This is a genomic window from Paenalcaligenes hominis (assembly GCF_041359055.1).
In the GTDB taxonomy this organism is placed as follows: Bacteria; Pseudomonadota; Gammaproteobacteria; order Burkholderiales; family Burkholderiaceae_B; genus Paenalcaligenes; species Paenalcaligenes hominis_A.
On record NZ_JBGJKZ010000004.1, the window covers coordinates 22,842 to 45,375 of the forward strand.

22 protein-coding genes are annotated in these 22,534 nt (G+C 47.7%); 8 read left to right on the plus strand and 14 right to left on the minus strand.

The genetic code is table 11. The features are described from left to right. The first annotated feature begins 44 nt into the window (after positions 1-44). Together ACBP46_RS09990 and pdxA are read left to right on the plus strand one after the other, a co-directional pair. Complete coding sequence (locus ACBP46_RS09990; RefSeq protein WP_371016596.1) at positions 45-1,709, plus strand: PhoH family protein; 1,665 nt, start codon at positions 45-47, stop codon at positions 1,707-1,709. Then, positions 1,709-2,695 carry a 4-hydroxythreonine-4-phosphate dehydrogenase PdxA gene (pdxA, locus tag ACBP46_RS09995; protein WP_371016597.1) on the plus strand — a complete coding sequence of 329 codons (987 nt, stop codon included), beginning with the start codon at positions 1,709-1,711 and terminating at the stop codon, positions 2,693-2,695. Before ACBP46_RS09990 ends, pdxA begins: the two co-directional genes overlap by 1 nt. 65 nt (positions 2,696-2,760) lie before the next feature. On the opposite strand, the gene ACBP46_RS10000 is transcribed toward pdxA, so the two are convergent. The 12 genes from ACBP46_RS10000 to ACBP46_RS10055 form a co-directional block, all read right to left on the minus strand. Continuing rightward, positions 2,761-4,335 (minus strand): methyl-accepting chemotaxis protein, encoded by a 1,575-nt coding sequence (locus ACBP46_RS10000; protein WP_371016598.1) that lies wholly within the window; start codon positions 4,333-4,335, stop codon positions 2,761-2,763. A 194-nt stretch (positions 4,336-4,529) separates the two neighbouring features. Next, positions 4,530-5,906: a replicative DNA helicase gene (locus ACBP46_RS10005; RefSeq protein ID WP_371016599.1), complete on the minus strand. Its 1,377-nt coding sequence runs from the start codon at positions 5,904-5,906 to the stop codon at positions 4,530-4,532. Positions 5,907-5,996: 90 nt separating this feature from the next. Then, complete coding sequence (gene rplI, locus ACBP46_RS10010) at positions 5,997-6,452, minus strand: 50S ribosomal protein L9 (protein WP_371016600.1); 456 nt, start codon at positions 6,450-6,452, stop codon at positions 5,997-5,999. 14 nt (positions 6,453-6,466) lie between these two features. Beyond that, positions 6,467-6,742, minus strand: coding sequence for a 30S ribosomal protein S18 (gene rpsR / locus ACBP46_RS10015; protein WP_371016601.1), 276 nt, complete (start codon positions 6,740-6,742; stop codon positions 6,467-6,469). A 62-nt stretch (positions 6,743-6,804) separates the two neighbouring features. Continuing rightward, positions 6,805-7,119: a primosomal replication protein N gene (gene priB, locus ACBP46_RS10020; protein ID WP_371016602.1), complete on the minus strand. Its 315-nt coding sequence runs from the start codon at positions 7,117-7,119 to the stop codon at positions 6,805-6,807. A gap of 10 nt (positions 7,120-7,129) precedes the next feature. Then, a complete protein-coding gene (rpsF, locus tag ACBP46_RS10025; RefSeq protein WP_371016603.1) occupies positions 7,130-7,549 on the minus strand; it encodes a 30S ribosomal protein S6 in 420 nt (139 codons plus the stop codon). A gap of 224 nt (positions 7,550-7,773) precedes the next feature. Continuing rightward, positions 7,774-8,586, minus strand: a complete 813-nt coding sequence (folE2, locus tag ACBP46_RS10030; protein WP_371016604.1) for a GTP cyclohydrolase FolE2 — start codon at positions 8,584-8,586, stop codon at positions 7,774-7,776. A 108-nt stretch (positions 8,587-8,694) separates the two neighbouring features. After that, a complete protein-coding gene (gene dxs / locus ACBP46_RS10035; protein ID WP_371016605.1) occupies positions 8,695-10,569 on the minus strand; it encodes a 1-deoxy-D-xylulose-5-phosphate synthase in 1,875 nt (624 codons plus the stop codon). Positions 10,570-10,665: 96 nt separating this feature from the next. Further along, positions 10,666-11,577 (minus strand): polyprenyl synthetase family protein, encoded by a 912-nt coding sequence (locus ACBP46_RS10040; RefSeq protein WP_371016606.1) that lies wholly within the window; start codon positions 11,575-11,577, stop codon positions 10,666-10,668. Between the two features lie 3 nt (positions 11,578-11,580). After that, entirely contained in the window at positions 11,581-11,829 is a 249-nt protein-coding gene (locus ACBP46_RS10045; RefSeq protein WP_371016607.1) for an exodeoxyribonuclease VII small subunit, read from the minus strand. 71 nt (positions 11,830-11,900) lie between these two features. Then, positions 11,901-12,749 carry a sulfurtransferase gene (locus ACBP46_RS10050; protein WP_371016608.1) on the minus strand — a complete coding sequence of 283 codons (849 nt, stop codon included), beginning with the start codon at positions 12,747-12,749 and terminating at the stop codon, positions 11,901-11,903. A 14-nt stretch (positions 12,750-12,763) separates the two neighbouring features. Then, positions 12,764-13,639 (minus strand): DMT family transporter, encoded by an 876-nt coding sequence (locus ACBP46_RS10055; RefSeq protein WP_371016609.1) that lies wholly within the window; start codon positions 13,637-13,639, stop codon positions 12,764-12,766. 143 nt (positions 13,640-13,782) lie between these two features. On the opposite strand from ACBP46_RS10055, the gene htpX reads away from it, so the two are divergent. Then, positions 13,783-14,655 carry a protease HtpX gene (htpX, locus tag ACBP46_RS10060; protein ID WP_371016610.1) on the plus strand — a complete coding sequence of 291 codons (873 nt, stop codon included), beginning with the start codon at positions 13,783-13,785 and terminating at the stop codon, positions 14,653-14,655. Positions 14,656-14,721: 66 nt separating this feature from the next. Here the strand turns inward: htpX and ACBP46_RS10065 are convergent, their stop codons facing one another. Further along, positions 14,722-15,933: a PQQ-dependent sugar dehydrogenase gene (locus ACBP46_RS10065; protein WP_371016611.1), complete on the minus strand. Its 1,212-nt coding sequence runs from the start codon at positions 15,931-15,933 to the stop codon at positions 14,722-14,724. Between the two features lie 49 nt (positions 15,934-15,982). Next, positions 15,983-18,742 (minus strand): DNA polymerase I, encoded by a 2,760-nt coding sequence (gene polA / locus ACBP46_RS10070; protein ID WP_371016612.1) that lies wholly within the window; start codon positions 18,740-18,742, stop codon positions 15,983-15,985. Between polA and ACBP46_RS10075 the strand changes: the two genes are divergently transcribed. The 5 genes from ACBP46_RS10075 (at position 18,741) to ACBP46_RS10095 (ending at position 22,502) form a co-directional block, all read left to right on the plus strand. After that, positions 18,741-19,442 (plus strand): TIGR00730 family Rossman fold protein, encoded by a 702-nt coding sequence (locus tag ACBP46_RS10075; protein ID WP_371016613.1) that lies wholly within the window; start codon positions 18,741-18,743, stop codon positions 19,440-19,442. The two genes, polA and ACBP46_RS10075, sit on opposite strands and share 2 nt — an antisense overlap. Positions 19,443-19,444: 2 nt before the next feature. After that, complete coding sequence (locus tag ACBP46_RS10080) at positions 19,445-20,239, plus strand: lysine/arginine/ornithine ABC transporter substrate-binding protein (protein WP_371016614.1); 795 nt, start codon at positions 19,445-19,447, stop codon at positions 20,237-20,239. Between the two features lie 84 nt (positions 20,240-20,323). Continuing rightward, a complete protein-coding gene (locus ACBP46_RS10085) occupies positions 20,324-21,013 on the plus strand; it encodes an ABC transporter permease (RefSeq protein WP_371016615.1) in 690 nt (229 codons plus the stop codon). After that, positions 21,010-21,726, plus strand: coding sequence for a histidine ABC transporter permease HisM (hisM, locus tag ACBP46_RS10090; protein WP_371016616.1), 717 nt, complete (start codon positions 21,010-21,012; stop codon positions 21,724-21,726). Before ACBP46_RS10085 ends, hisM begins: the two co-directional genes overlap by 4 nt. A gap of 5 nt (positions 21,727-21,731) precedes the next feature. Further along, positions 21,732-22,502 (plus strand): ABC transporter ATP-binding protein, encoded by a 771-nt coding sequence (locus ACBP46_RS10095; protein ID WP_371016617.1) that lies wholly within the window; start codon positions 21,732-21,734, stop codon positions 22,500-22,502. The last annotated feature ends 32 nt before the right edge of the window (positions 22,503-22,534 follow it).

Below are 22,534 nucleotides of genomic sequence, written 5' to 3' on the forward strand. Positions count from 1 at the left end.
TCTTTGTGCTGCCGTTATTAGGCAGCACAACTCTGGAGCACTTTATGCCATTACCTTCGCTACCCTCTAAGCTAGGGGAGATTTTAAGCGCAGATGAAATCAAACATGCACCTAAAGCGACTCCGCCCAAACAGGTGCTGAAGCCGACTCAGCCCAAAGCAAAACCGGTAACAGCTAGCCCGACTCCTCCATCTTCTGCCTCTTTAGATACCCCAGTCTCTGAACCTGTAGACATCACAACACCCAAAACCACTCCGCCTCGACTCAGCAGCAAAAAAAACAAAAACCAAGCCAAGCCCGTCAAAGAAAAAACCAACCCCTCAGTCAAAAAACTGTTTGTGCTCGACACTAACGTGCTTTTGCATGACGCCAACTGCTTATTCAAATTCGAAGAGCATGATGTGTTCATTCCCATGATAGTTCTGGAAGAACTCGATCATCAAAAAAAAGGCCTATCAGAAGTCGCCCGCAACGCCCGCCAAGTCAGCCGCCACCTAGAAGCTTTAGTTGACGAACAGGATATTCACCAAGGCATTGCATTAAACCATCTTGGTCATATCGAAGCCCGAGGACAGCTTTTTTTCCAAATTTCAGCACTAGAGTCCAAACTACCAATAGAAATACCTAAAGGGGTTGCTGACAACGCCATTTTGCACGTGGTGCATGCGTTGCAAAATCAACATCCCGACAAGCAAATTGCGTTGGTATCTAAAGATATTAATATGCGCCTTAAAGCGCGCACGCTAGGCATCCCCACCGAAGACTACCGTCACGACCATGTCATTGACGATTCAGACTTGTTATTTTCTGGGGCGCGCGAGCTACCTGATGATTTTTGGCAAAGCCATGGACACAATATGGAATCCTGGCAACAAAACGGCATTACGTTTTACAAAATCCAAGGTTCGCTTTGTTCCGAACTGTACGTGAATGAATTTGTCTACACCAACCAAGACCCTGGCCTAGTCGCTCAAGTCAAACAGGTTCATAACAACAAAGCCGTATTGGCTACGATTCGCGATTACAGCCATAACAAAAACAATGTCTGGGGTATCACAGCACGCAACCAAGAGCAAAACTTTGCTCTCAACCTGCTCATGAACCCAGACTGCGATTTTGTTTCTTTATTAGGTCAAGCGGGCACTGGAAAAACGTTATTAGCCCTAGCTAGTGCCCTAACTCAAACACTTGAAACACAGTTTTACAACGAAATTATTATTACGCGCGCTACCGTTCCCGTCGGTGATGAAATCGGCTTCTTACCTGGTACCGAAGAAGAAAAAATGGCCCCTTGGATGGGTGCTCTTGAGGACAACCTCGAGGTGTTGCACCTAGGAAACAATCGCCTTTCCGCATTAAAGCAAGACGCCAACCGCAATGCCACCATGGATATTATTCGATCTCATATCAAAGTTAAATCCATGAGCTTCATGCGCGGCCGTACCTTCCAAAATAAGTTTCTTATTATTGATGAGGCACAAAACCTGACCTCTAAACAAATGAAAACCCTAGTGACACGCGCAGGCCCCGGTACAAAAATAGTATGTATGGGTAATATTGCTCAAATTGATACCCCTTATTTAACCGAAGGCAGCTCGGGCTTAACCTATGTGGTGGATCGCTTCAAAGGCTGGCCTCATTCCGGACATATCACCTTGCACCGTGGCGAACGCTCCCGTTTAGCCGACTATGCTAACGAGGCCCTGTAATGCAAACAGCCGACCTCCCCATTGGCATCACCATGGGTGATGCCGCCGGCATAGGCCCAGAGATTATTTTAAAACTATTCAATCAGGGCCTGCCCCATCCTGCGGTAGTGTATGGCGACATTGGAACACTTCAGCGTTGCGCAGCAGATCTTCAGCTAAGTCTACCTATGGTAAGCATTAGCTCACCGCAACAATGCCCTGCCACCGGCATAGGTGTTATTAACCGTTGGCAAGCATTGCCGGAGTTACCCTATGGGCAAATCAGCGGGCTTGCGGGCCGCGGCGCATATGAATACCTTTGCCACGCCATTGACGATGCAAGCCAGCATAATTTGCGTGCTATTGTCACCGCCCCCTTGCACAAAGACGCCATGAAAGCGGGCGGTATTGATGCGCCAGGCCATACGGAAATTCTGGCTGAAAAAACAGGCACCACACACTTCGCTATGATGCTTAGCAACCCCGAGCTTCGTGTTTTGCTTGTCACCATTCATATCCCCATCACTCAAGTTAGCGCTACGCTAAACATAGAGCGCGAACTGACTACCATCCGTCTAGCTCACCAAGCCTGTCTACATGCTGGCATCACTGCGCCACGCGTTGCCGTAGCCGGGCTCAACCCGCATGCTGGGGAAAACGGCCGTTTTGGCGTTGAAGAAAAGCAGATTATCGAGCCTGCCATTGTTGCCGCTAAAGCCGAAGGCATCCAAGCCTCGGGGCCATGGCCCGGCGATACCATTTTCATGCGTGCTCGTCGCGGAGAATTTGACATTGTAGTGGCGCAATACCACGATCAAGGATTAATTCCTGTCAAATACCTAGGCGTCGAAGAGGGCGTCAACACCACCATTGGTTTACCCTTTATTCGCACCAGCGTAGATCACGGCACCGCGTTTGATATTGCGGGTCAAGGTATAGCCGACCCACGGTCTTTACTCGCCGCCTTTGAAGCGGCCTTAGCCATGACCACGGCTTTACCCTCCTAACCAAAAAAACCCCGATGTTAACATCGGGGTTTTTTGTGCTTTATTTAAACTTCAGTTAATGAAGCCTAAAGCTTTGCGTTTAAATGAAACACGCTCACCAACCGCACTAGATGCTCTGCCTGATCATTTAAATTAGTTGTGGCTACGGTTGACTGCTCTACCAAAGAGGCATTGTGTTGGGTTACGCTATCTAACTGATTAATAGCTTGGTTGACCTGCTCAACCCCCATACTTTGCTCTAAGGTTGCTGTACTGATTTCATCAATTAAGGTCGTAACCTGTGCAACCTGATTCACCATTTTCTCTATGGCAGCACCCGCCTCGCTGGCGTTCTCCCAGCCCAGCTGTACCGTAGCTGTACTTTGCTCGATAAGAGCTTTAATTTCTTGGGCCGCCGTAGCACTGCGTTGTGCCAAAGTACGCACCTCACTGGCTACCACCGCAAAACCTCTGCCCTCTGCACCTGCTCGGGCCGCTTCAACCGCAGCATTAAGGGCTAAGATATTTGTTTGAAACGCAATGCCATCAATCACACCGAGTATATTAGTAATTTGCTCGGACGCTTTCTTAATTTCCTCCATTGAGGCAATAGTGGCATGAACAGCTTCCTGTCCGTTGGTCGCTGAGGTACGCACCACTCTAGTGAGCTGCGTTGCCTCGTTAGACGAAGCGGCATTAGAATGCAAAGTACTGGCTATTTGATTAATAGCAGAAGCCGTTTCTGTCACGTTTGCCGCTTGCTCGTCTGTACGCTGACATAAATCTAAATTCCCTTTAGCGATTTGATCCAGACCCACTGCCATTTGCTGTGTATTTGAACGCACATTACTAACAATACCTCGTAACGCAGTCTGCATTTGCGCAATACTATACATGACGCTTTGCGGATAAATACGCTCCGATTCCATGTCATCAGTTAAGTCACCCTCTGCAATCGCATTGGCTACTTGACGTAAACGCACTGGTTCAGCACCTAATTGCTGCATAAGATGACGCGCTAAGAGCAGCCCTAGAGCCAAACCTAAAATCACCCCTACCGCGGTGAAGCCAATTAGCCAACCTAGAGAGCGATTAAACACTGAGGCAATTTCCGTGTTATAGGTGCTAGCAGCGGATTCCTTGTCCCCTACTAACCGCTCCATTAATTCCTCAGCCCTATCCCCTGTGGTGACGACCTCTGCACCAATATAGGTCGTTAAATCTGACTCTTGATAAAAAGGTTCGTCCTGGATCTGGTTTAATACGTAGGTCACACGCTCTTTATAAGCCGCCACCTCGTTTTGTAACCGCTCGACCATTTTTAGGTCTTCTGCACTGGTAAATCGCGTCGCTCCTAGCTTTAGCGTACCTTCTAATTGCTGAAATAATTGCTGAATGGTTTGCTCTCGTTGCTGCCTGTCTTTTTGAGAAGACGCCAAAAACAAACTACGTAATTCTCGACCAATAGCAACCAGCTGCACGTGCGCTTCTGCCGTATCACGTATGCCCAATGTCTCGTAGCTGTACATACGCTCTGACATACGATTTACGTTGTTTAATGACAACCATCCTACCGTACCAATTAAGGCTCCAATAATTGAAATCAATAAAAACCCGACGATCAGTTTAGTTCTAACACTAAACCTTTGAAAAAAAGACACAGTATTTCCCTATATATTCTATTAACTATCATTCACCTTAACGCATCTCACGGTTCAATTTTTACAAGCAACATCAATCATTTAGAAACATTGCGCTAGGCTCTTCAATTAAAAACACCCTATTTCAATCATATAAAAAAAACCCTCTTTCTAAACGAAAAGAAAGAGGGGTAAAAACACAATTTCAATTAGTATTAAACCGGACTGTAATTTAAAAAACGCGTACTTGAGCCTTGGAAGGCAACGCGTACCGTTCCAATTGGGCCGTTACGCTGCTTACCAATAATAAGCTCTGCCGTCCCCTTATCTGGCGAGTCTGGGTTATAGACCTCGTCTCGATAAATAAACAAGATCAAATCCGCATCTTGTTCAATAGCCCCTGACTCGCGTAAGTCAGACATAACTGGACGCTTGTTGGGACGTTGCTCTAGGCTACGGTTTAACTGCGATAGCGCAATTAACGGACAATTTAATTCACGCGCTAAGCCCTTTAAGGCACGGCTGATCTCGGAAATTTCTGTTGCCCGGTTTTCAGAACCCGAGCTGCCTGACATTAATTGCAGGTAATCAATAATAATTAAACCTAGCTGCCCACATTGACGCGCTAAACGTCGTGCCCGCGCCCGAACCTCCATTGCCGTAAGCCCAGGGCTTTCATCAATATATATTTGCGCTTCTTGCACTTTTTTGACCGCATGGGTTAAGCGCGGCCAATCTTCATCGGTTAACTTTCCAGTTCGCATGCGATGTTGGTCCAGCAGCCCCACCGAACCCACCATACGCATGGCTAACTGCACCGCCCCCATCTCCATAGAGAACACAGCAACTGGCAGCCCTTGTTCTATAGCAATGTGCTCGCCAATGTTCATCGACAAAGACGTCTTACCCATAGAAGGACGCCCCGCTACGATAATTAAATCGCCAGGCTGCAAGCCGGATGTCATACGGTCTAAATCCACAAACCCCGTGGGCACACCCGTAATCTCTGAATCGCCTTCGCGGTGATAGAGCTCGTCAATACGCTCTACCACTTGGGCTAAAAGCGGCTGGATATCCTGAAAACCTTTATTGCCTTTAGCGCCCTCTTGGGCTATTTGGAACACACGCGCTTCAGCATCGTCCAAAATTTGTCGTGCTTCTTTGCCTTTAGGGTCAAATGCTGCCGAAGAAATTTCATCGGCTACAGTTACCAGCTTGCGCAACATAGAGCGCTCGCGCACAATTTCGGCATAACGGCGGATATTTGCCGCTGAAGGCGTATTGTGTGCCAGCGCATTTAAATAAGCCAACCCCCCGGACTCTTCGGCCTTGCCTGCTGTTTCCAAGGACTCAAAAACTGTCACCACGTCTGCGGGTCGCGCCAAACCGATCAAGCGGGTAATATGCTGCCAAATAAGACGATGGTCAAAGCGATAGAAATCATCATCTGTAATAATATCGGCAATACTATCCCACGCCCCATTGTCTAACAACAAACCACCCAACACGGACTGCTCTGCCTCGACAGAATGAGGCGGCACGCGTAAATAGCCTAGCTCATGCTCTTCTGCGGTTGAACTCTGTTCTAACATAAGCCCTCAAAATAAAACAAAAAAAGCCGGCTTGCACCGGCTTTTTATTTGGTACAGATCAAACTGTACCATGCATCAAGACTGTACGTCTTAAGCGATATCACCCAATACAGCTACTGTAATATCTACAGAGACGTCTGGATGCAACACGATGGTTGCTGGGTATTCACCCACCGCTTTGTAAGCGCCATCTGCTTGACGAACTTGTGATTTAGCAATGCCTTCGAAACCCAAAGCAGCTAAAGCATTAGCCACGTCCATGGTTGTGACGGAACCAAACAAACGACCGTCAACACCCGCTTTTTGAGTAACTTCAACACGTAAATCATTAAGCTTGGAAGCCAATGTTTGCGCAGCAGCTAAACGATCTGCTTGAGCTTTTTCTAGTTCAGCACGACGTGCCTCGAACTCAGCAATAGCATCAGGTGTGGCGCGACGAGCCATTTTTTGCGGGATGAGGAAGTTACGTGCGTAACCATTGCGTACACGCACCACATCGCCCAAATCACCTAGGTTTACGACCTTTTCGAGCAAAATAACTTGCATGATTATTCCCCAGATTATTGGTGGTTGTCAGTGTAAGGCAACAAAGCCAAGAAACGAGCACGCTTGATAGCTGTGTCGAGTTGGCGCTGGTAGTTTGCCTTGGTACCTGTCAAACGAGCAGGAATGATCTTGCCGTTTTCTTGGATGAAATCACGCAAAGTGTCTAAGTCTTTGTAGTCGATTTCTTTCACACCGGCCACGGTGAAGCGGCAGAACTTACGGCGTTTGAATAGGGGGTTTTGTTGACCAAAACGACGACGGCGTTCTTTGCCTTTACGAGCGAAAGCCATAATTAACCTCTTTTAAATTCAGTAAAACGGTATACGCAATACAGCGTGGAACCGTTTGCTAGTTATACGAGCACATTAGGCGTCGCGTTAGGGGTTTGAAATGATTGAATGTGCAAAATCAAACGCGACGATGATTTACGTAAGGGAGCAATAAAGCCTTGGATCTCTAAAAGCTGACCTATTTCTAGGGAGCTAACCAACACTGCCGTATCGCCCATTGCAATCGCATCAGTCTCGAAACTAAGCTGACGAGGTACGGATGCCTGTTCTACCGTGGAGTCATGCTGCAATACGAGTTCACATACTGCGACCCCTGCTGGGCTATAACGTAAGGGGCTGATCGAGACCACCCACCCTTGAAAACGTAAATAATTCACCTAACTGCAATTAGTCTTCGGACTCTTCGTCCTCGTCCTCTTCTTCGTCGGCAGCTGCATAGTCAGCGCGTGTGTCTGCAGTGGCTGCAGTTTTACGGCTTTCTTCGCGCTCGACGGACTTCATCATTACTGATGCGCCTTCAGGAGCTTCTTTGGTCTTAGCAATTAAATAACGTAAGATCGCGTCGTTGTAACGGAAAGAATGCTCTAGCTCGTCTAAAGTGGACTGACCAATTTCGATGTTTAAGCAAACGTAATGCGCTTTAACGAGTTTCTGAATAGGGTAAGCCAACTGACGACGACCCCAGTCTTCTAGGCGATGGATTTGACCGCCGTCGTTTTTAATAATGGCTTCGTAGCGCTCGATCATGGCGGGCACTTGCTCGCTTTGATCGGGGTGTACAATAAACACCACTTCGTAGTGACGCATGTATGACTCCTTGTGGATATCGCTCTAATGAGCCTGACAGCCCGATTTCACCCATTTAATAGCAAAATTAGTAAAATTCGAGCAAAGAATAAGCCTATAACTATAACGCAAAATGGGTTTTAAGCGCAAGCACTGCACTTAAAACCCACACTTTATTTACCGTGAAAGTATTGCCCCAACCACCGCCCAACCAAAGCAATGCACTATGGTTTCGCTGGAGGGAACTAGCCTTCAACCACAGCATAAGCCGAATGGTTATGAATGGACTCAAAGTTTTCCGCCTCGATACGGTAACCCTGCACGCCACTGAGTTGCTTTATAGCCACAGCTACGTCACGCACCAAATCTTCAACAAATTTTGGATTCTCATAGGCTTGTTCGGTAACGTATTTTTCATCTGTACGTTTTAGCAGCCCCCACAGCTCGCATGAGGCCTGCGCTTCAATGGTTTGAATCAGCTGATTAATATCTAACTGATCTGGATGCGCCACGACAGATACCGTTACATGAGAGCGTTGATTGTGCGCTCCGTATTTTGAAATGGCTTTAGAGCATGGGCATAAACTGGTAACGGGCACCAATACCGTTAACTCAAACTGCACATCAACGTCATTATCTACTGTTGCCACCGCATTTGCAGCCCAGCTGACCTGATAGTCCAACAAGCTCGCCACCCCAGACACAGGTGCCACCTTGTTAATAAAATAAGGAAAGCTGGCAGTCACATCGCCCTCTGTTGCATTTAACAGCTCTAGCATCTGAGCTGTCATCTGACAAAAACCCTGCATAGTCATAGGCTGGGTACGATGCTGCTCGAGCAAGGCCAAAAAACGTGACATATGCGTGCCTTTTTCCTCGGCCGGCAGAGCTACTGTTAGCTCCCACTCGGCCACCGTAGGCAACGCCTCTGCACCTGTATCAATTAGCATTGGATAGGTCACATCGCGCACCCCTACTTTTTGAATAGGAATATGGCGTGTATCCACACTGCTTTGAACATCAGGCATGGCTTCTACTGGTGTAGTCATCGTAGACATAATGGTTCCGGTTTACGCTATTACGTGTATATATAAATAAAAATCAATAGGTTTATTATTCAATGATTGAGGCTTAAACCCTAGGATGTCCTGAGTTCAATGTGGGCTTTAGCTAGTCGTTTTAGCCAAGAGCTCGGCAAAACGGCTCTCGATACTTTGCTGTATGCCCATGCTATCTAAGCCAATTTCTTGGTGCAGCTGCTTTTGATCGCCGTGATCAATAAATCGATCGGGGTACCCCAACATCAACGTCGGTATAGGCTGAACTGATGCACTGAGAAACTCCAGAACGGCGCTACCCGCCCCACCCATAACGCACCCGTCTTCTAGAGTAACAAACGCCTGATGACTAGAGCCCAGTTGACTCAACAAGGTCTCGTCCAACGGTTTTACAAAACGCATATCGACCAACGTTAGGTCGTGAGCCTCTGCAACTTGCCACGCATTTTGCAGCAATGTACCAAACGCCAAGATAGCAATTTTCTGCCCTTGGCGGCGTATAACGCCCTTGCCGACCGGCACCACATCCAATGTGTCAGTTGCCTCTGCACCACAGCCAGCGCCACGCGGATAACGCACCGAGGCTGGACCCGCGTACTGATAACATGTATTGAGCAATAAGCGTGTTTCATGCTCGTCTGATGGTGTGCTGATCACCATTTTGGGCAAGCAGCGCAAAAATGCAATGTCATAATTACCGGCATGCGTTGCCCCATCGGCCCCCACTATGCCCGCACGATCCAAGGCAAAGGTAACATCTAGGTCTTGGAGCGCCACATCATGCACTACCTGATCATAACCACGCTGCAAAAACGTGGAATAAATCGCGACCACGGGCTTCAGACCCTCACAGGCTAGCCCTGCAGCAAAAGTAACTGCATGCTGCTCGGCAATTCCCACATCAAAATACCGATTGGGGAACTGTTTCTCAAACTGCACCATCCCACTACCTTCACGCATGGCAGGGGTAATGCCGATTAGTTTTTCATCGGCAGCCGCTTGATCACAGAGCCACTGACCAAACACTTGAGTAAAGGTAGTTGGCCCTGGTTTTGCGGGCTTTTGAATACCCACCGCCGGATCAAATTTGCCCGGCCCGTGATAAAGCACAGGATCGGCTTCCGCTAATTTGTACCCTTGTCCTTTGCGCGTAACCACATGCAAAAACTGCAGCCCGCCTAGATTACGCAAATTTTCCAACGTGGGTAAAAGAGAGTCTAAATCATGCCCATCAATAGGACCCACGTAATTAAAGCCTAGTTCTTCGAATAAAGTTGCCGCTGTAAGCACACCTTTGGCATGCCCCTCGAAACGACGCGCTAGTTCCAACATAGGCGGTACATGCTGTAATACCGCTTTGCCTACGTTTTTCGCTTTCGCGTAAAACTGCCCTGACATTAAGCGTGCAAAGTAACGATTTAATGCCCCTACTGGAGGTGAAATCGACATATCATTGTCATTGAGTATCACCAACATATTAATGTCTGGCGTTACGCCAGCATTATTAAGGGCCTCAAAGGCCATCCCAGCGGTCATAGCACCATCGCCAATCACAGCAATATGCTGACGGGGAATGCCTTGGTTACGTGAAGCGACCGCCATACCTAAAATGGCAGAAATAGACGTCGACGAATGCGCTGTGCCGAAATCGTCATAATCTGACTCAGAGCGTTTTGGAAAACCAGAAATCCCACCGTATTGGCGTAAACTCGCCATCTGGTCACGTCTTCCTGTCAAAATCTTGTGTGGATAGGACTGATGCCCTACGTCCCACACGATACGATCATGTGGCGTATTAAACACATAATGCAAAGCAACCGTAAGCTCGACGGTGCCTAGGTTTGAAGAAAGATGTCCACCAGTACGCGCTACCGATTGCAGTATATATTCACGCAACTGGTTAGTGATCTGATCTAGGTCTACACGTTTAAGAGCGCGTAGGTCCTGAGGAGATTGAATATGCTGCAAAGATACATTAGCCATACAAGTCGTGTTGGGCAAAAAATAGGCGCTATAGCGCCTATAAAGTAAATCAAATAGGGTCTATTGTAGACCTAATCGGGACGATTGCGGAGCTAGTTAGTGATTTCGGTCAACAATAAAACCAGCTAAAGCATTTAGGCTTTGTGCGCCAGCCCCTAAAGGCAAGATAGCTTTTTGCGCCTGTTGTTTTAACTCGAGCAAAAGCTGCTGCGACGCCTCTAAGCCCATTATGGATACATAAGTTGGCTTGTTATCGGCAGCGTCTTTTCCTGCCGTTTTACCTAAAGTGGCTGTGTCCGCTGTAACGTCAAGCACATCATCAGCCACTTGAAAAGCCAAACCAATCGTTTGGGCATAATCCGTAAGATGTTGACGTGCTGAGGAGCTAGCCCCAGCTACAATTCCACCTAACAGCACCGATACCTCGAGCATTGCGCCTGTTTTCATGCGATGCATTTGACGCAACTCGTCTAAGCTTAAAGCTTTATCTACACTTGCACAATCGATAGCTTGACCACCCACCATACCTTGACTGCCAGCCGCCTTAGCCAACGCCGCTATAGCCTGTACTACCAACGCAGGCGCAATAGGCATAGCCGCCAAAAACTCAAAAGCCAATGGTTGCAGAGCATCTCCGACTAGCATTGCCGTGGCTTCGTCGTAGGCAACATGCACTGTGGGGCGACCTCGACGAAGCTCATCATCATCCATGCACGGTAAATCGTCATGCACCAAGGAATAAGCATGAATTAACTCGACAGCGGCGGCAGCATGATCTAGAGCTTTGGCTTGCGCCGAGCTGATTTCAGCCCCTTGAAGAGCAGCCTCGCCAGCGGCATACACCAACGCGGCGCGTACGCGCTTGCCACCACCCAGCACAGCATAGCGCATGGCTTCGTGCAACGTCGCAGGTACCGATGTAGCGCTAGGCATCTGCTGCTCTAGAAAAGCTTCAACTCGCTCTAACTGTTGTTCTAACCACTGCTGACTTTGTTGTTTCTGAGACATACGTTAATCCTGACCGGTAGGAATCTCTGTTAAAGGACGCATTAATTGACCTTGCAACACTTGAACTTGCTGCTCTACTTTATCTAAACGTTGTTGGCAAACCTGAGCAAGTTGCACCCCTTTTTCGTAAGCAACTAAAGATTGCTCTAGGGCCAAGTCACCACTTTCCATTTGAGCGACCAGTTGCTCCAAGGCTGCCAATGCCCCCTCGAAATCATCAGGCAACGCGTCGCTTACATCATGTTCAGACATGCTTTTATTCCGTTAATTTATGTATAACCGATCTATTTTACCCGCAATTAGACCGCAAACTCAAAACACCATCATGGCACGCGGGGTCGATGGGGGTCGGCCACCCACTCACTCCAGGAACCAGGGTAGAGTTTAGCCCCATGCAAACCTGCTAGCTCCATAGCAAACAGATTATGACACGCCGTAATACCTGATCCGCAATAACAAACTACAGACTCAGGAGGTGTTGAACCTAGCAACTCATTAAACTCTGCCCGTAACTGCTCAGCCGGCTTAAAAAGACCATTAGGCTGCAGGTTCATGGCACTGGGCCTGTTCAACGCGCCCGGTATATGACCAGCAACAGGATCAATAGGCTCTTTTTCACCGCGGTAACGCTCCGCAGCGCGCGCATCAATTAAAGTCCAGCGCGCCTGATCCAACTGTTGCATTATTTGCTCTGCCGTTACGGTAGGCTGTTTGGTTGTTGGGCTAACTTCATGGTGTTTTTCTAATACCGCTGGCAAGATCAAATGCGAGTCTGTCAAACCACCCGCCTCTAGCCAAGCCTGCCAGCCCCCATCCAAAATCATGACCCGCTCACAGCCGGCCCATCGCAACATCCACCATGTACGCGCTGCCATGTGGCCTTGGCTAGCGTCATAGACAACAATACGCGTTTGAGGGGTAATCTTATACTGCAACAACAAGTGCGCAAACTCATCTAGGTTCGGCAATGGATGTCTGCCATTGGTACCGTTCGCTTCACCTACTAGCTCAGCCTCATTATCTAGAAAATACGCGCCAGGAATATGGGCTTGCATGTATTGTTGACGCCCTAAGCGATGATTCATTAAATCATGGCGCACATCAAATACAACCACATCGGGCTCATGCAATAACTGTTGCAACTGTACGGCGCTAATAAGTAGCTCAGACATAGTAATTCCTTGTTTTAACGAGTCGGACTTTGACCCTGCATAATGCGATCTTCCGTATAGGTGCGCCAAGCAGAAATCAACCCCGAAGTAATAATTAATAGCATGCCACCCCACGCCACGGTATCGGGCACATCAGACCAAATTACAATGCCTAAACCCGCGGCAAAGATAATGGTGGAGTATTGCAAAACAGCTGTTAGCAAGGTGGAACCTAGGCCAAACGCTCGCGTCATAGCCAACTGACCAAATAATCCACTAATGCCCACCCCTGCTAAAGCGGCATAAGCTTGCCAATGAATCTGCGGCCAACCCAAATACCCTAAGGCCACCAAGCCCGTAAAACAAACAAAGCATGAAAATACAAATACGGTGCGCCACTCGGGCTCGCCTAAACGTCCTAATTGACGAATTTGCAACATGGCTACTGCCGCACACGAACCCGCTAATAATCCAAGTAAGGCATAAGGCAAGTCATTGGCATTAATACTAGGACGCAATACGGCCAATACCCCTAAAAACCCAAGTAGTACGGCCAGAATACGAATAGGGTCTCGTTGGGTACCACCGAAAAACAACATCCACACGCCAATAAATAGAGGAGCAGTATAGTTCAGGCTAATTGCTGTGGACAAAGGCAACATAGAAAGTGCGGTAAAACCCAACCACATTGAGCTAACACCAAAACCATTTCGTAACAGATGCGCTTTCCAGCTAAGGGGGCGTAAGCTCCTTTTATGGTAGAGAGCCCAAAAGAAAATTAATAATACGGATGGTAAGCCGCGAAAAAGTATAATTTGCGGCATGTTAGCATCATAGTCGGCAGCAAATTTCACAAAAGCCCCCATCAGAGCAAACATGGCACAGGCCACCAACATCCACAACGACTGCATGTAAAATCACCCTAGGTCTGGCGCAAATCATTACTATACTCTGCGTCCATTTAAACGATACAATTGGATCATTCTAACAACCAACAGTCGGACACTCTGACTTTTTTGCTTGACACTTTCATCTAGCAATAGGATGTATACGCATGAAGCGAATTTTTTTATTTTTAGCCACCAACTTAGCAGTAATGCTGGTTCTTAGCATTATTCTTAACCTATTAGGTGCCAATCGTTTTCTTGCAGGCTCTGGTATCAATGTGCCGCAGCTGCTGATATTTTCTTTGGTTGTAGGTTTTACGGGCTCCATTATTTCTTTGCTTATGAGCAAATGGATGGCCAAGCGCAGTACAGGTGCTTATGTCATTGACCCACACAACCCGCGCAATCAACAAGAAGCCTGGTTAGTCAGTACTGTGCACCAACTGGCCGATAACGCAGGTATTGGGCACCCCGAGGTCGCCATTTATGAAGGTGAGCCCAATGCTTTTGCCACGGGTGCTTTTAAAAACGATGCGTTAGTCGCTGTTTCCACCGGCCTTTTACAAAGCATGACCCAAGAAGAAGTTGCTGCGGTTTTAGGCCATGAAGTCGCCCACGTAGCCAACGGCGACATGATCACCCTGACGCTGATCCAAGGCGTAGTCAATACCTTCGTCATATTTTTTGCACGTGTAGTGGGCTACTTCGTAGACCGAGTCTTACTAAAAAATGACCGCGATGGCATTGGCCCCGGTTACTACGTAACGGTTATTGTTTGTGAAATCGTCTTTGGCGTTTTGGCTTCAATTATTGTGGCTTGGTTCTCTAGACAGCGTGAGTTCAGAGCCGATGCTGGTGCTGCACAGCTCATGGGCTCGCCTCGCCCAATGATTAATGCACTAGCTCGACTTGGTAATGTAGAAGTCTCCGACCTGCCCAAATCGTTCGAGGCCTCAGGTATTGCCGGCGGACGCTCTTTAGGTGCCTTGTTTGCATCACATCCACCCATTGAGGATCGCATTCGCGCTCTGCAACACTAATTTTTTAATTAAATTGACCCCAAAAAAGCCGGAGGTTTCTCCAGCCTTTTGGGGTCAATTTACGTTTTAGGGTTTTTGATCAAGCTGTCTATCGTCGGGGCGTAAGCGTACTAGTGCCCCGTTTTTCGCATCTGTTAGCACCATCACCGAACCATCTTCCGCTACAGCCACATCACGTATACGCGCCCAACCTTGTAAATAGCGCGCCTCGCCAACCACACGACCGTTCTCTATGGTTAACCGAACCAAGGCCTGTCCAGCTAAAGCCCCTACTAACAAACTATGACGCCAGCCCGTAAAAAGATCGTGCTCGTAAAAGCTCATCCCTGAAGGAGCAATAACAGGATCCCAATAATACACAGGCTGCTCCATTCCCTCTTGAGCTGTTAAGCCTTTGCCCACGTCAAACCCCGTGTACTCAGTACCATAGCTGATAATAGGCCAGCCGTAATTTAAGCCTCGCTGTGGTTGGTTAAGCTCATCACCACCACGCGGCCCATGCTCTATAGTCCAAAGCTGCCCTGCTTGATCTAAGGCTGCTGCCTGAATGTTGCGATGCCCATAGGACCAGATCTCGGGTAAAGCCTGCGGCGCTATAGGGGCTTTCGTCGATGCACCACCTTGGGGGTCTATATGCAATACCTTGCCCAAATGCGTAGTAAGATCTTGGGCCAACCCACGTGCAGAACGGACAGAGCGCTCGCCGGTAGTCACAAATAATTTACCCTGTGCATCGAACACCAACCGCGAGCCAAAGTGTAATGTGGAATCCCAAGCAGGCTGTTGTTGGAAAATAACACGTACCTCTTGCACTGTACGCTCATCTGCCGACAAGTAGCCAGTGGCTACGGCTGTCGCATTTTTACCTGAGCCACGTGGCTCGGCATAGCTCCACCACAGCTGCCGCGTTTTTGTGAAATCGGGCTTAACCACCACATCAAGTAACCCACCTTGACCACGAGCATCTACCTCAGGCAAGCCCTGAATAGGCTCTGATACTTGCCCTGACGCTGTAATTAAACGTAGTCGGCCAGGGCGCTCGGTTACCAACCATCTGCCGTCGGGTAATTGAGTCATGCCCCAAGGGTGCTCTAAGCCCTCAGCTACCACCTGGGTTAGCAACTGCGTTTGATCTTGAATTAGAGGAGCCCGCGTTTGCTGCGCAAATGCCGGCTGTTGCTCGGCCCCATGCGGCGCGCGTGCATTGAAGTCTTGCGCCCAGAGCACGGTACTGCATGATGCTATGACACCACTGGCTAACCAAACCCACTTATGCATAACACTGTCTCCTCGTGTAAAAGTTACACCTAGATCAAGGAGTTGGCATTTAATGGGCTTGCCCCCAATTAGCGCCCACCCCTACCTCGGCTATTAATGGCACATCTAGCTGCGCAACGTCGCACATCAATTTAGGCAAAGCCTCAACCAATGCGGATACCTCGTCTTCAGGCACATCAAAGACTAATTCATCATGCACCTGCATTACCATTAAGGTGCGCATGTTCTGCTCGGAGAGCCAACGCTGCACATTGACCATAGCCATTTTAATTAAATCTGCTGCCGTACCCTGCATAGGGGCATTGATGGCAGCCCGCTGAGCGCCAGCAGCCCGAGGCCCTTTGGCGTTAATATCGGGAAAATACAACCGACGACCAAAAACGGTTTCTACATAGCCTTGCTGCTTTGCTTGCTCTTTAATGGCTTCCATGTATTGAGCCACACCTGGATAACGTGCAAAGTACCGGTCAATGTAGGACTTTGCCGCCGCATTACTAATGCCTAAGTTTTTAGCCAAACCATATTGCCCCATACCGTAGATCAGCCCAAAGTTAATGGCTTTAGCCGCATTGCGCTGCTCGGCGCTGACGGCTGCTGGTTCGATATGAAAAATTTCTGCTGCCGTCGCTCGGTGTACATCGCCCCCTTCCTCGAACACACGCTGGAGGTTTTTATCTCCTGAGACGTGAGCCATGATGCGCAATTCAATTTGCGAATAGTCTGCGGACACCACCTTGCCTAATGAGGACACAAAAGCATCACGCACCTGACGCCCTTCGGGTGTACGAATAGGAATATTTTGCAAATTTGGATCAGAAGAAGCCAATCGACCTGTAATTACGGCCGCCTGCGCATAACGCGTATGCACCCGCCCTGTTGTGGCATCGACCATCTTAGGCAGTTTGTCGGTGTAGGTGGATTTAAGCTTGGCAATACCCCGGTATTCCAACATTAATTTAGGCAACGGGTAGTCTAGTGCTAATTCTTGTAAAACATCCTCGCTCGTAGAAGGAGCACCACTGGCGGTTTTACGCTTGACGGGTAGAGCCAGCTTATCAAATAAGATTTCCCCCACTTGTTTAGGGGAGTTCATATTAAAAGGCTGCCCAGCCAGCTCATAAGCCTGTTGCTCTAAGTCGACCAAACGCTGGCCTAAGTCTTGGCTTTGCTGTTGCAACAACGCACTATCAATAGCCACACCGTTTCGTTCTACTTGCATTAACACAGCGGACGTTTGGATTTCTAAATCGTAAATACGCAGCAGACCTGATTGGGCTTGAATCTGAGGGTAGAGTACGTGATGCAAACGTAAGGTCATATCAGCGTCCTCAGCCGCATAATGAGCCGCCGTGGGGATATCGAGCTCCGCAAAACCAATTTGCTTTGCCCCTTTGCCGCAAATGCTTTCATAAGAGGTGCCTTGAATACCCAACCAGCGCTGCATCAGTTCTTCCATGCTCACGCGCTGATGAGCCTCTAACACATACGCTTGCAACATCGTGTCATGAGCAATACCCTGCAGCCGAATACCCTCGTTAGCCAGCACATGGCTATCGTATTTTGCATTTTGCAATACTTTGGTTGCTTGCGTGGACTCAAACCAAGAGCGCAGCGTCTCTAGGGTAGCGGCTTTGTCCAACTGCTTGCTTTGCTCCATGCCTGTATGCGCTAAAGGAATATAACAAGCTTGCCCCATCTTTACAGATAACGATAAGCCAACTAAGCGTGCCTGCATTGGGTCTAAAGAGGTGGTCTCAGTATCCAAAGCGACTAGCTCAGCATTTTCTATGCGCTCAAGCCATTGCTGCAATTGCTCGGGGCGAGTTACGGTTTCGTACTCTGGGTGCTCAATGCTAGGCAAAGTAGGTACCGCTAACTGAGGAGCCTCTGCTTTTTCATCCGAAACGGGTGATTTGCTACGGTCTTGGCGCGGTAACTGCTCTTCATTTCCTGTCAGCTCACGTAACCAAGTTCTGAATCCGTATTCATTGTAATAATGTTCTAGCTTGGCCTTATCGGGTGCTTTAGGTAGCAGGTGATCGATTTCGCAGGCTTCAGGTGGCAGATCGCAATTAACGCGAATGGTAACTAACTGGCGTGTTAATTCGAACTGCGGAATAAACTCGCGCAGGTTATTCCCCACAACCCCTTTGATCTCATGCGCATGTGCAATTAAATTATCTAAAGTCTCATACTGCTGAATCCATTTTTGCGCAGTTTTAGGCCCTACTTTAGGTACACCAGGAATATTGTCTGAGGTGTCCCCCATCAACATTAAGTAATCAATGACTTGATCGGGTCGTACTCCGTATTTCTCTACAACACCCGCCTCATTCAGTCGTTCCTCTTTCATGGTGTCAATCAGCTCAACTTGCGCATTGACCAGTTGTGCTAAGTCTTTATCGCCCGTGGAAATAATAGTGTGTAAGCCATGCTCTGTGGCTTGATGTGCTAGAGTGCCTATTATGTCGTCCGCCTCAACCCCAGGCACACAAAGCAAGGGCCAACCCATTGCCTGAATGATTTCGTGCAATGGCTTGACCTGTTGTGCTAGGTCCTCAGGCATGGATTCACGCTGGGCTTTGTAGTCCGCAAACAGATCATCTCTGAACGTGCTCCCTTTTGCATCAAACACACAAGCCATATAATCAGCATCAATATCTTGTAAAAGTTTACGCAACATATTGATGACACCGTACATGGCTCCAGTAGGTTCACCGCGTGCATTCGTTAAATTACTACGAAACATAGCATAATAAGCACGATACAAATAACTGGATCCATCAACTAGCAACAAGGTTTTTTTCATGTCTAATAATAAAATCGTTCGTTTACCGGCAGCTATACAAATACCTGTGATCAGCAATGAGCTACAAACTGCTGCTGATACTCTACAGGAAATTGGCTGGGGTGTAAGTGTATTTGGTAGTGCTCGCACTAAAACAGACCATCAACACTATGCGTTGGCGGAGCAATTAGGCCAAAAGCTCGCCAAGGCAGGCTTTCCTGTTATTGCTGGTGGTGGGCCAGGTATTATGGAAGCCGCAAACAAAGGAGCCTACGAGGCTGGTGGCAAAAGTGTGGGCTTGAATATTCGACTACCTCGTGAAACCACGAATAACCCATATCAAACACATAGTTTACAGTTTGAGTATTTCTATTCGCGCAAAGCTACTTTTTTTATGCATAGCGCAGCCTATGTGGCCCTACCTGGTGGTTTTGGCACCCTAGACGAGCTGTTCGAAGCCCTAACCCTAGTCCAAACCCACAAAAACCCACCTGCACCTATTGTACTCGTAGGTACTCGCTTTTGGAGCGGTCTGGTCGACTGGATCAAAGACCAACTAATTAGTCATGCGTACATCGCGCCAAATGACGTAAACTTAATCACCCTAACAGACGATCTTGACGAAGTCATGCAGATTATTCAAAGCTGCTGCTCAGGCTTTGCCTCTAAACCCGAGGAAGCACCGGCACTTCCACAAGAAATGCCTTATGACAAGGATTAAAGATGAAAAAGAATTTAATACGTTTAGCCCTTACTGCATTGTTTACCGTATCCGCTGCTGCCCAAGCCGCTGATTTCAAAGAAATTCGCATTGCTACTGAAGCCGGCTACCCTCCTTTCGAGTTCATTGCTCCAAATGGGGAAATTCAAGGTTTTAATATCGATATTGGTAATGAAATCTGTAAGCGCCTAGAGGCCAAGTGCGTTTGGGTTGACCAGTCCTTTGACAGCCTTATCCCTGGTCTTCAGGCACGCAAGTTTGATCTTGCCAACTCAACCATGACAGCCACCGATGCACGCCGTAAAGTCATTGATTTCACTACTCCTTTATACATTGTGGCATCACGTCTCGTAGCCTCTAAAGATAAAAACCTCGAGCCTACCGCCGAGTCATTAAAAGGTTTACGTGTAGGTGTACAACAAGGCACCACCATGGAGACCTATGCCCGCAAAGAATGGGCCCCAAAAGGCGTAGAAGTCATCACTTATCCTAGCTACACCAACGCATTTACTGATTTAGCGGCAGGACGTATTGACGCCTCATTCCAAGAGGCCCCCAATGCTGTAGATGGCTTTCTCAGCAAACCCGAAGGCGCTAACTATCACCTTACCGGTGCTGTTATCAATAATAGTCCTATTCTTAACGAACCCATTGCCATAGGCTTACGCAAAGGCAACAAAGAGCTTAAAGCTGCCGTAGACGAGGCCATCAAGGCCATGCTTGCAGACGGTACCATCCAGCAATTTAGCGAAAAATACTTTCAGCCTCAGACAATTGAGCTACCATCTGGCCATTAAGCCCCGTATAATTAACGGATTTGCCCACAAAACCCGCATTTAAGACGGGTTTTGTGATTGATTTAGTCTTTATCCTTCACTCTCATGTTATTAATGGGTTACGGTCCGCAACTAGTAGCGGGCACTTGGGAAACCATTAAATTAGCCATCCTGTCCTTGATTGTGGCAGTACTATTAGGGCTAATTGCGGCCAGCGCCAAACTCTCTAAAAACCGAGTAGCGCGGTTTGTGGCTGCACTTTACACTACGCTTATACGCGGCATTCCTGATTTAGTGCTATTGCTGCTTATTTTCTTTAGTATGCAGCTCTATCTCAATGCATTTACCGATGCGCTTCATTTGCCTTATATCGACATAGAGCCTTTTTCTGCGGGCGTGCTCACCTTAGGGTTTATTTATGGCGCTTATTTTACAGAAACTTTTCGTGGCGCTTTTATGGCTATTCCTGCAGGTCAAGCCGAGGCTGCTGTTGCCTATGGCTTCTCACGCTGGCAGGTTTTTAGCCGTATTCAGTTTCCACAAATGATGCGCCATGCAATTCCTGGTCTAGGCAATAATTGGCAAGTCTTACTTAAAGCCACTGCCTTAGTTTCTTTAATTGGCCTGAACGACCTCGTCAAAGTGGCACAAAATGCGGGTAACGTAACCTTTAAAGTCTTTCTCTTCATTAGTGTTACGGCTTTAATTTATTTGGCCTTAACCACCGTATCCAATGCCGTCCTGTACCTATTAGAAAAACGTTATTCTGTAGGCGTAAAACGAGCTGAGCTATGAACACCGTTTTAGAAGAATTTTGGCAAGCCTACCTCTATAGCAATAACGGCCAGCTCTCTGGACTTGCTATTACCCTTTGGCTGTTAGCCCTATCCCTAGCCATTGGCTTTGTATTATCTATTTTTATGGCTATAGGACGCAATTCAAAACGCGCTTATATCGCCAAGCCCATTTGGTTTTTTACCTATGTGTTTAGGGGCACGCCGCTGTATGTACAAATACTATTTATTTATACAGGTATGTACAGCCTTGAAATCATAAAGCAAACCCCTGCATTGAATGCTTTTTTTCAAAGTGGCTTTAACTGCATGGTTTTAGCCTTAGTTTTAAACAATGTTGCCTATACAACTGAAATTTTTGCCGGGGCCATCCGACAAACGCCCGCGGGTGACATCGAGGCGGCACGGGCTTATGGCATGAAAAAAAGTATTATTTATCGCCGTATTATTTTGCCATCGGCCTTACGTCGCGCTTTACCAGGCTACAGCAATGAAATCATTTTAATGCTGCATGCCACCTCTTTAGCCTTTACCGCTACAGTGCCAGACATTTTAAAAATAGCACGTGATGCGAACTCTGCCACCTACGAAACCTTTGCTTCGTATGGTATTGCTGCACTGATCTATCTCAGCGTTTCTTTTTTATTTGTGGGTATTTTCCGTCTGTTAGAAAAACGCCTACTGGCACCGTTACAGCCCACTACAGCCCACTAATCACTATGACTACACCCAAGCTCTCAGTACAAAACATTCATAAAAGCTATGGCGCGCATCAGGTGCTAAAAGGTGTTTCCCTAGCTGCAGCAGCTGGCGACGTGATTTCCATTATTGGCTCTAGCGGTTCAGGCAAAAGCACTTTTTTACGCTGCATTAACTTTCTTGAACTACCCGATCAAGGCAAAGTGCAGCTAGATAATGACCATGTTGAAGCCATCCATCACAAAGGTCAGGTCAAAATTTCCAACCTCAACACCTTACGCAAAATGCGTACCCGCTTGGCGATGGTGTTTCAGCACTTTAACCTGTGGGGACATATGAACGTGCTTGCTAATGTGATGGAAGCACCCACTCAGGTACTTAAACTAAGTCGTGCTGAAGCCCAAGAACGCGCAGAACACTATTTAAATAAGGTCGGCCTAGCTCCCACTACATTTAAGCAGTACCCCGCTCATATGTCGGGCGGTCAACAACAACGGGTAGCAATTGCTCGCGCTCTAGCTATGGAGCCCGAGGTCATGTTGTTTGATGAACCCACCTCAGCGCTAGACCCCGAATTAGTCGGGGACGTACTACGAGTCATGCAACAGTTAGCCGAAGAAGGCCGCACCATGTTGGTGGTTACACACGAGATGGGGTTTGCACGCAATGTCAGCAATGAGCTTATTTTCCTACACCAAGGGGTGATCGAAGAACAAGGCACACCTAAAGAGTTGCTAGATAATCCAACCAGCCCTCGCTTACAGCAGTTTTTATCGGGTAATTTAAAATAATCTTTTTATTGTTGATAGCAATACCGATAAAA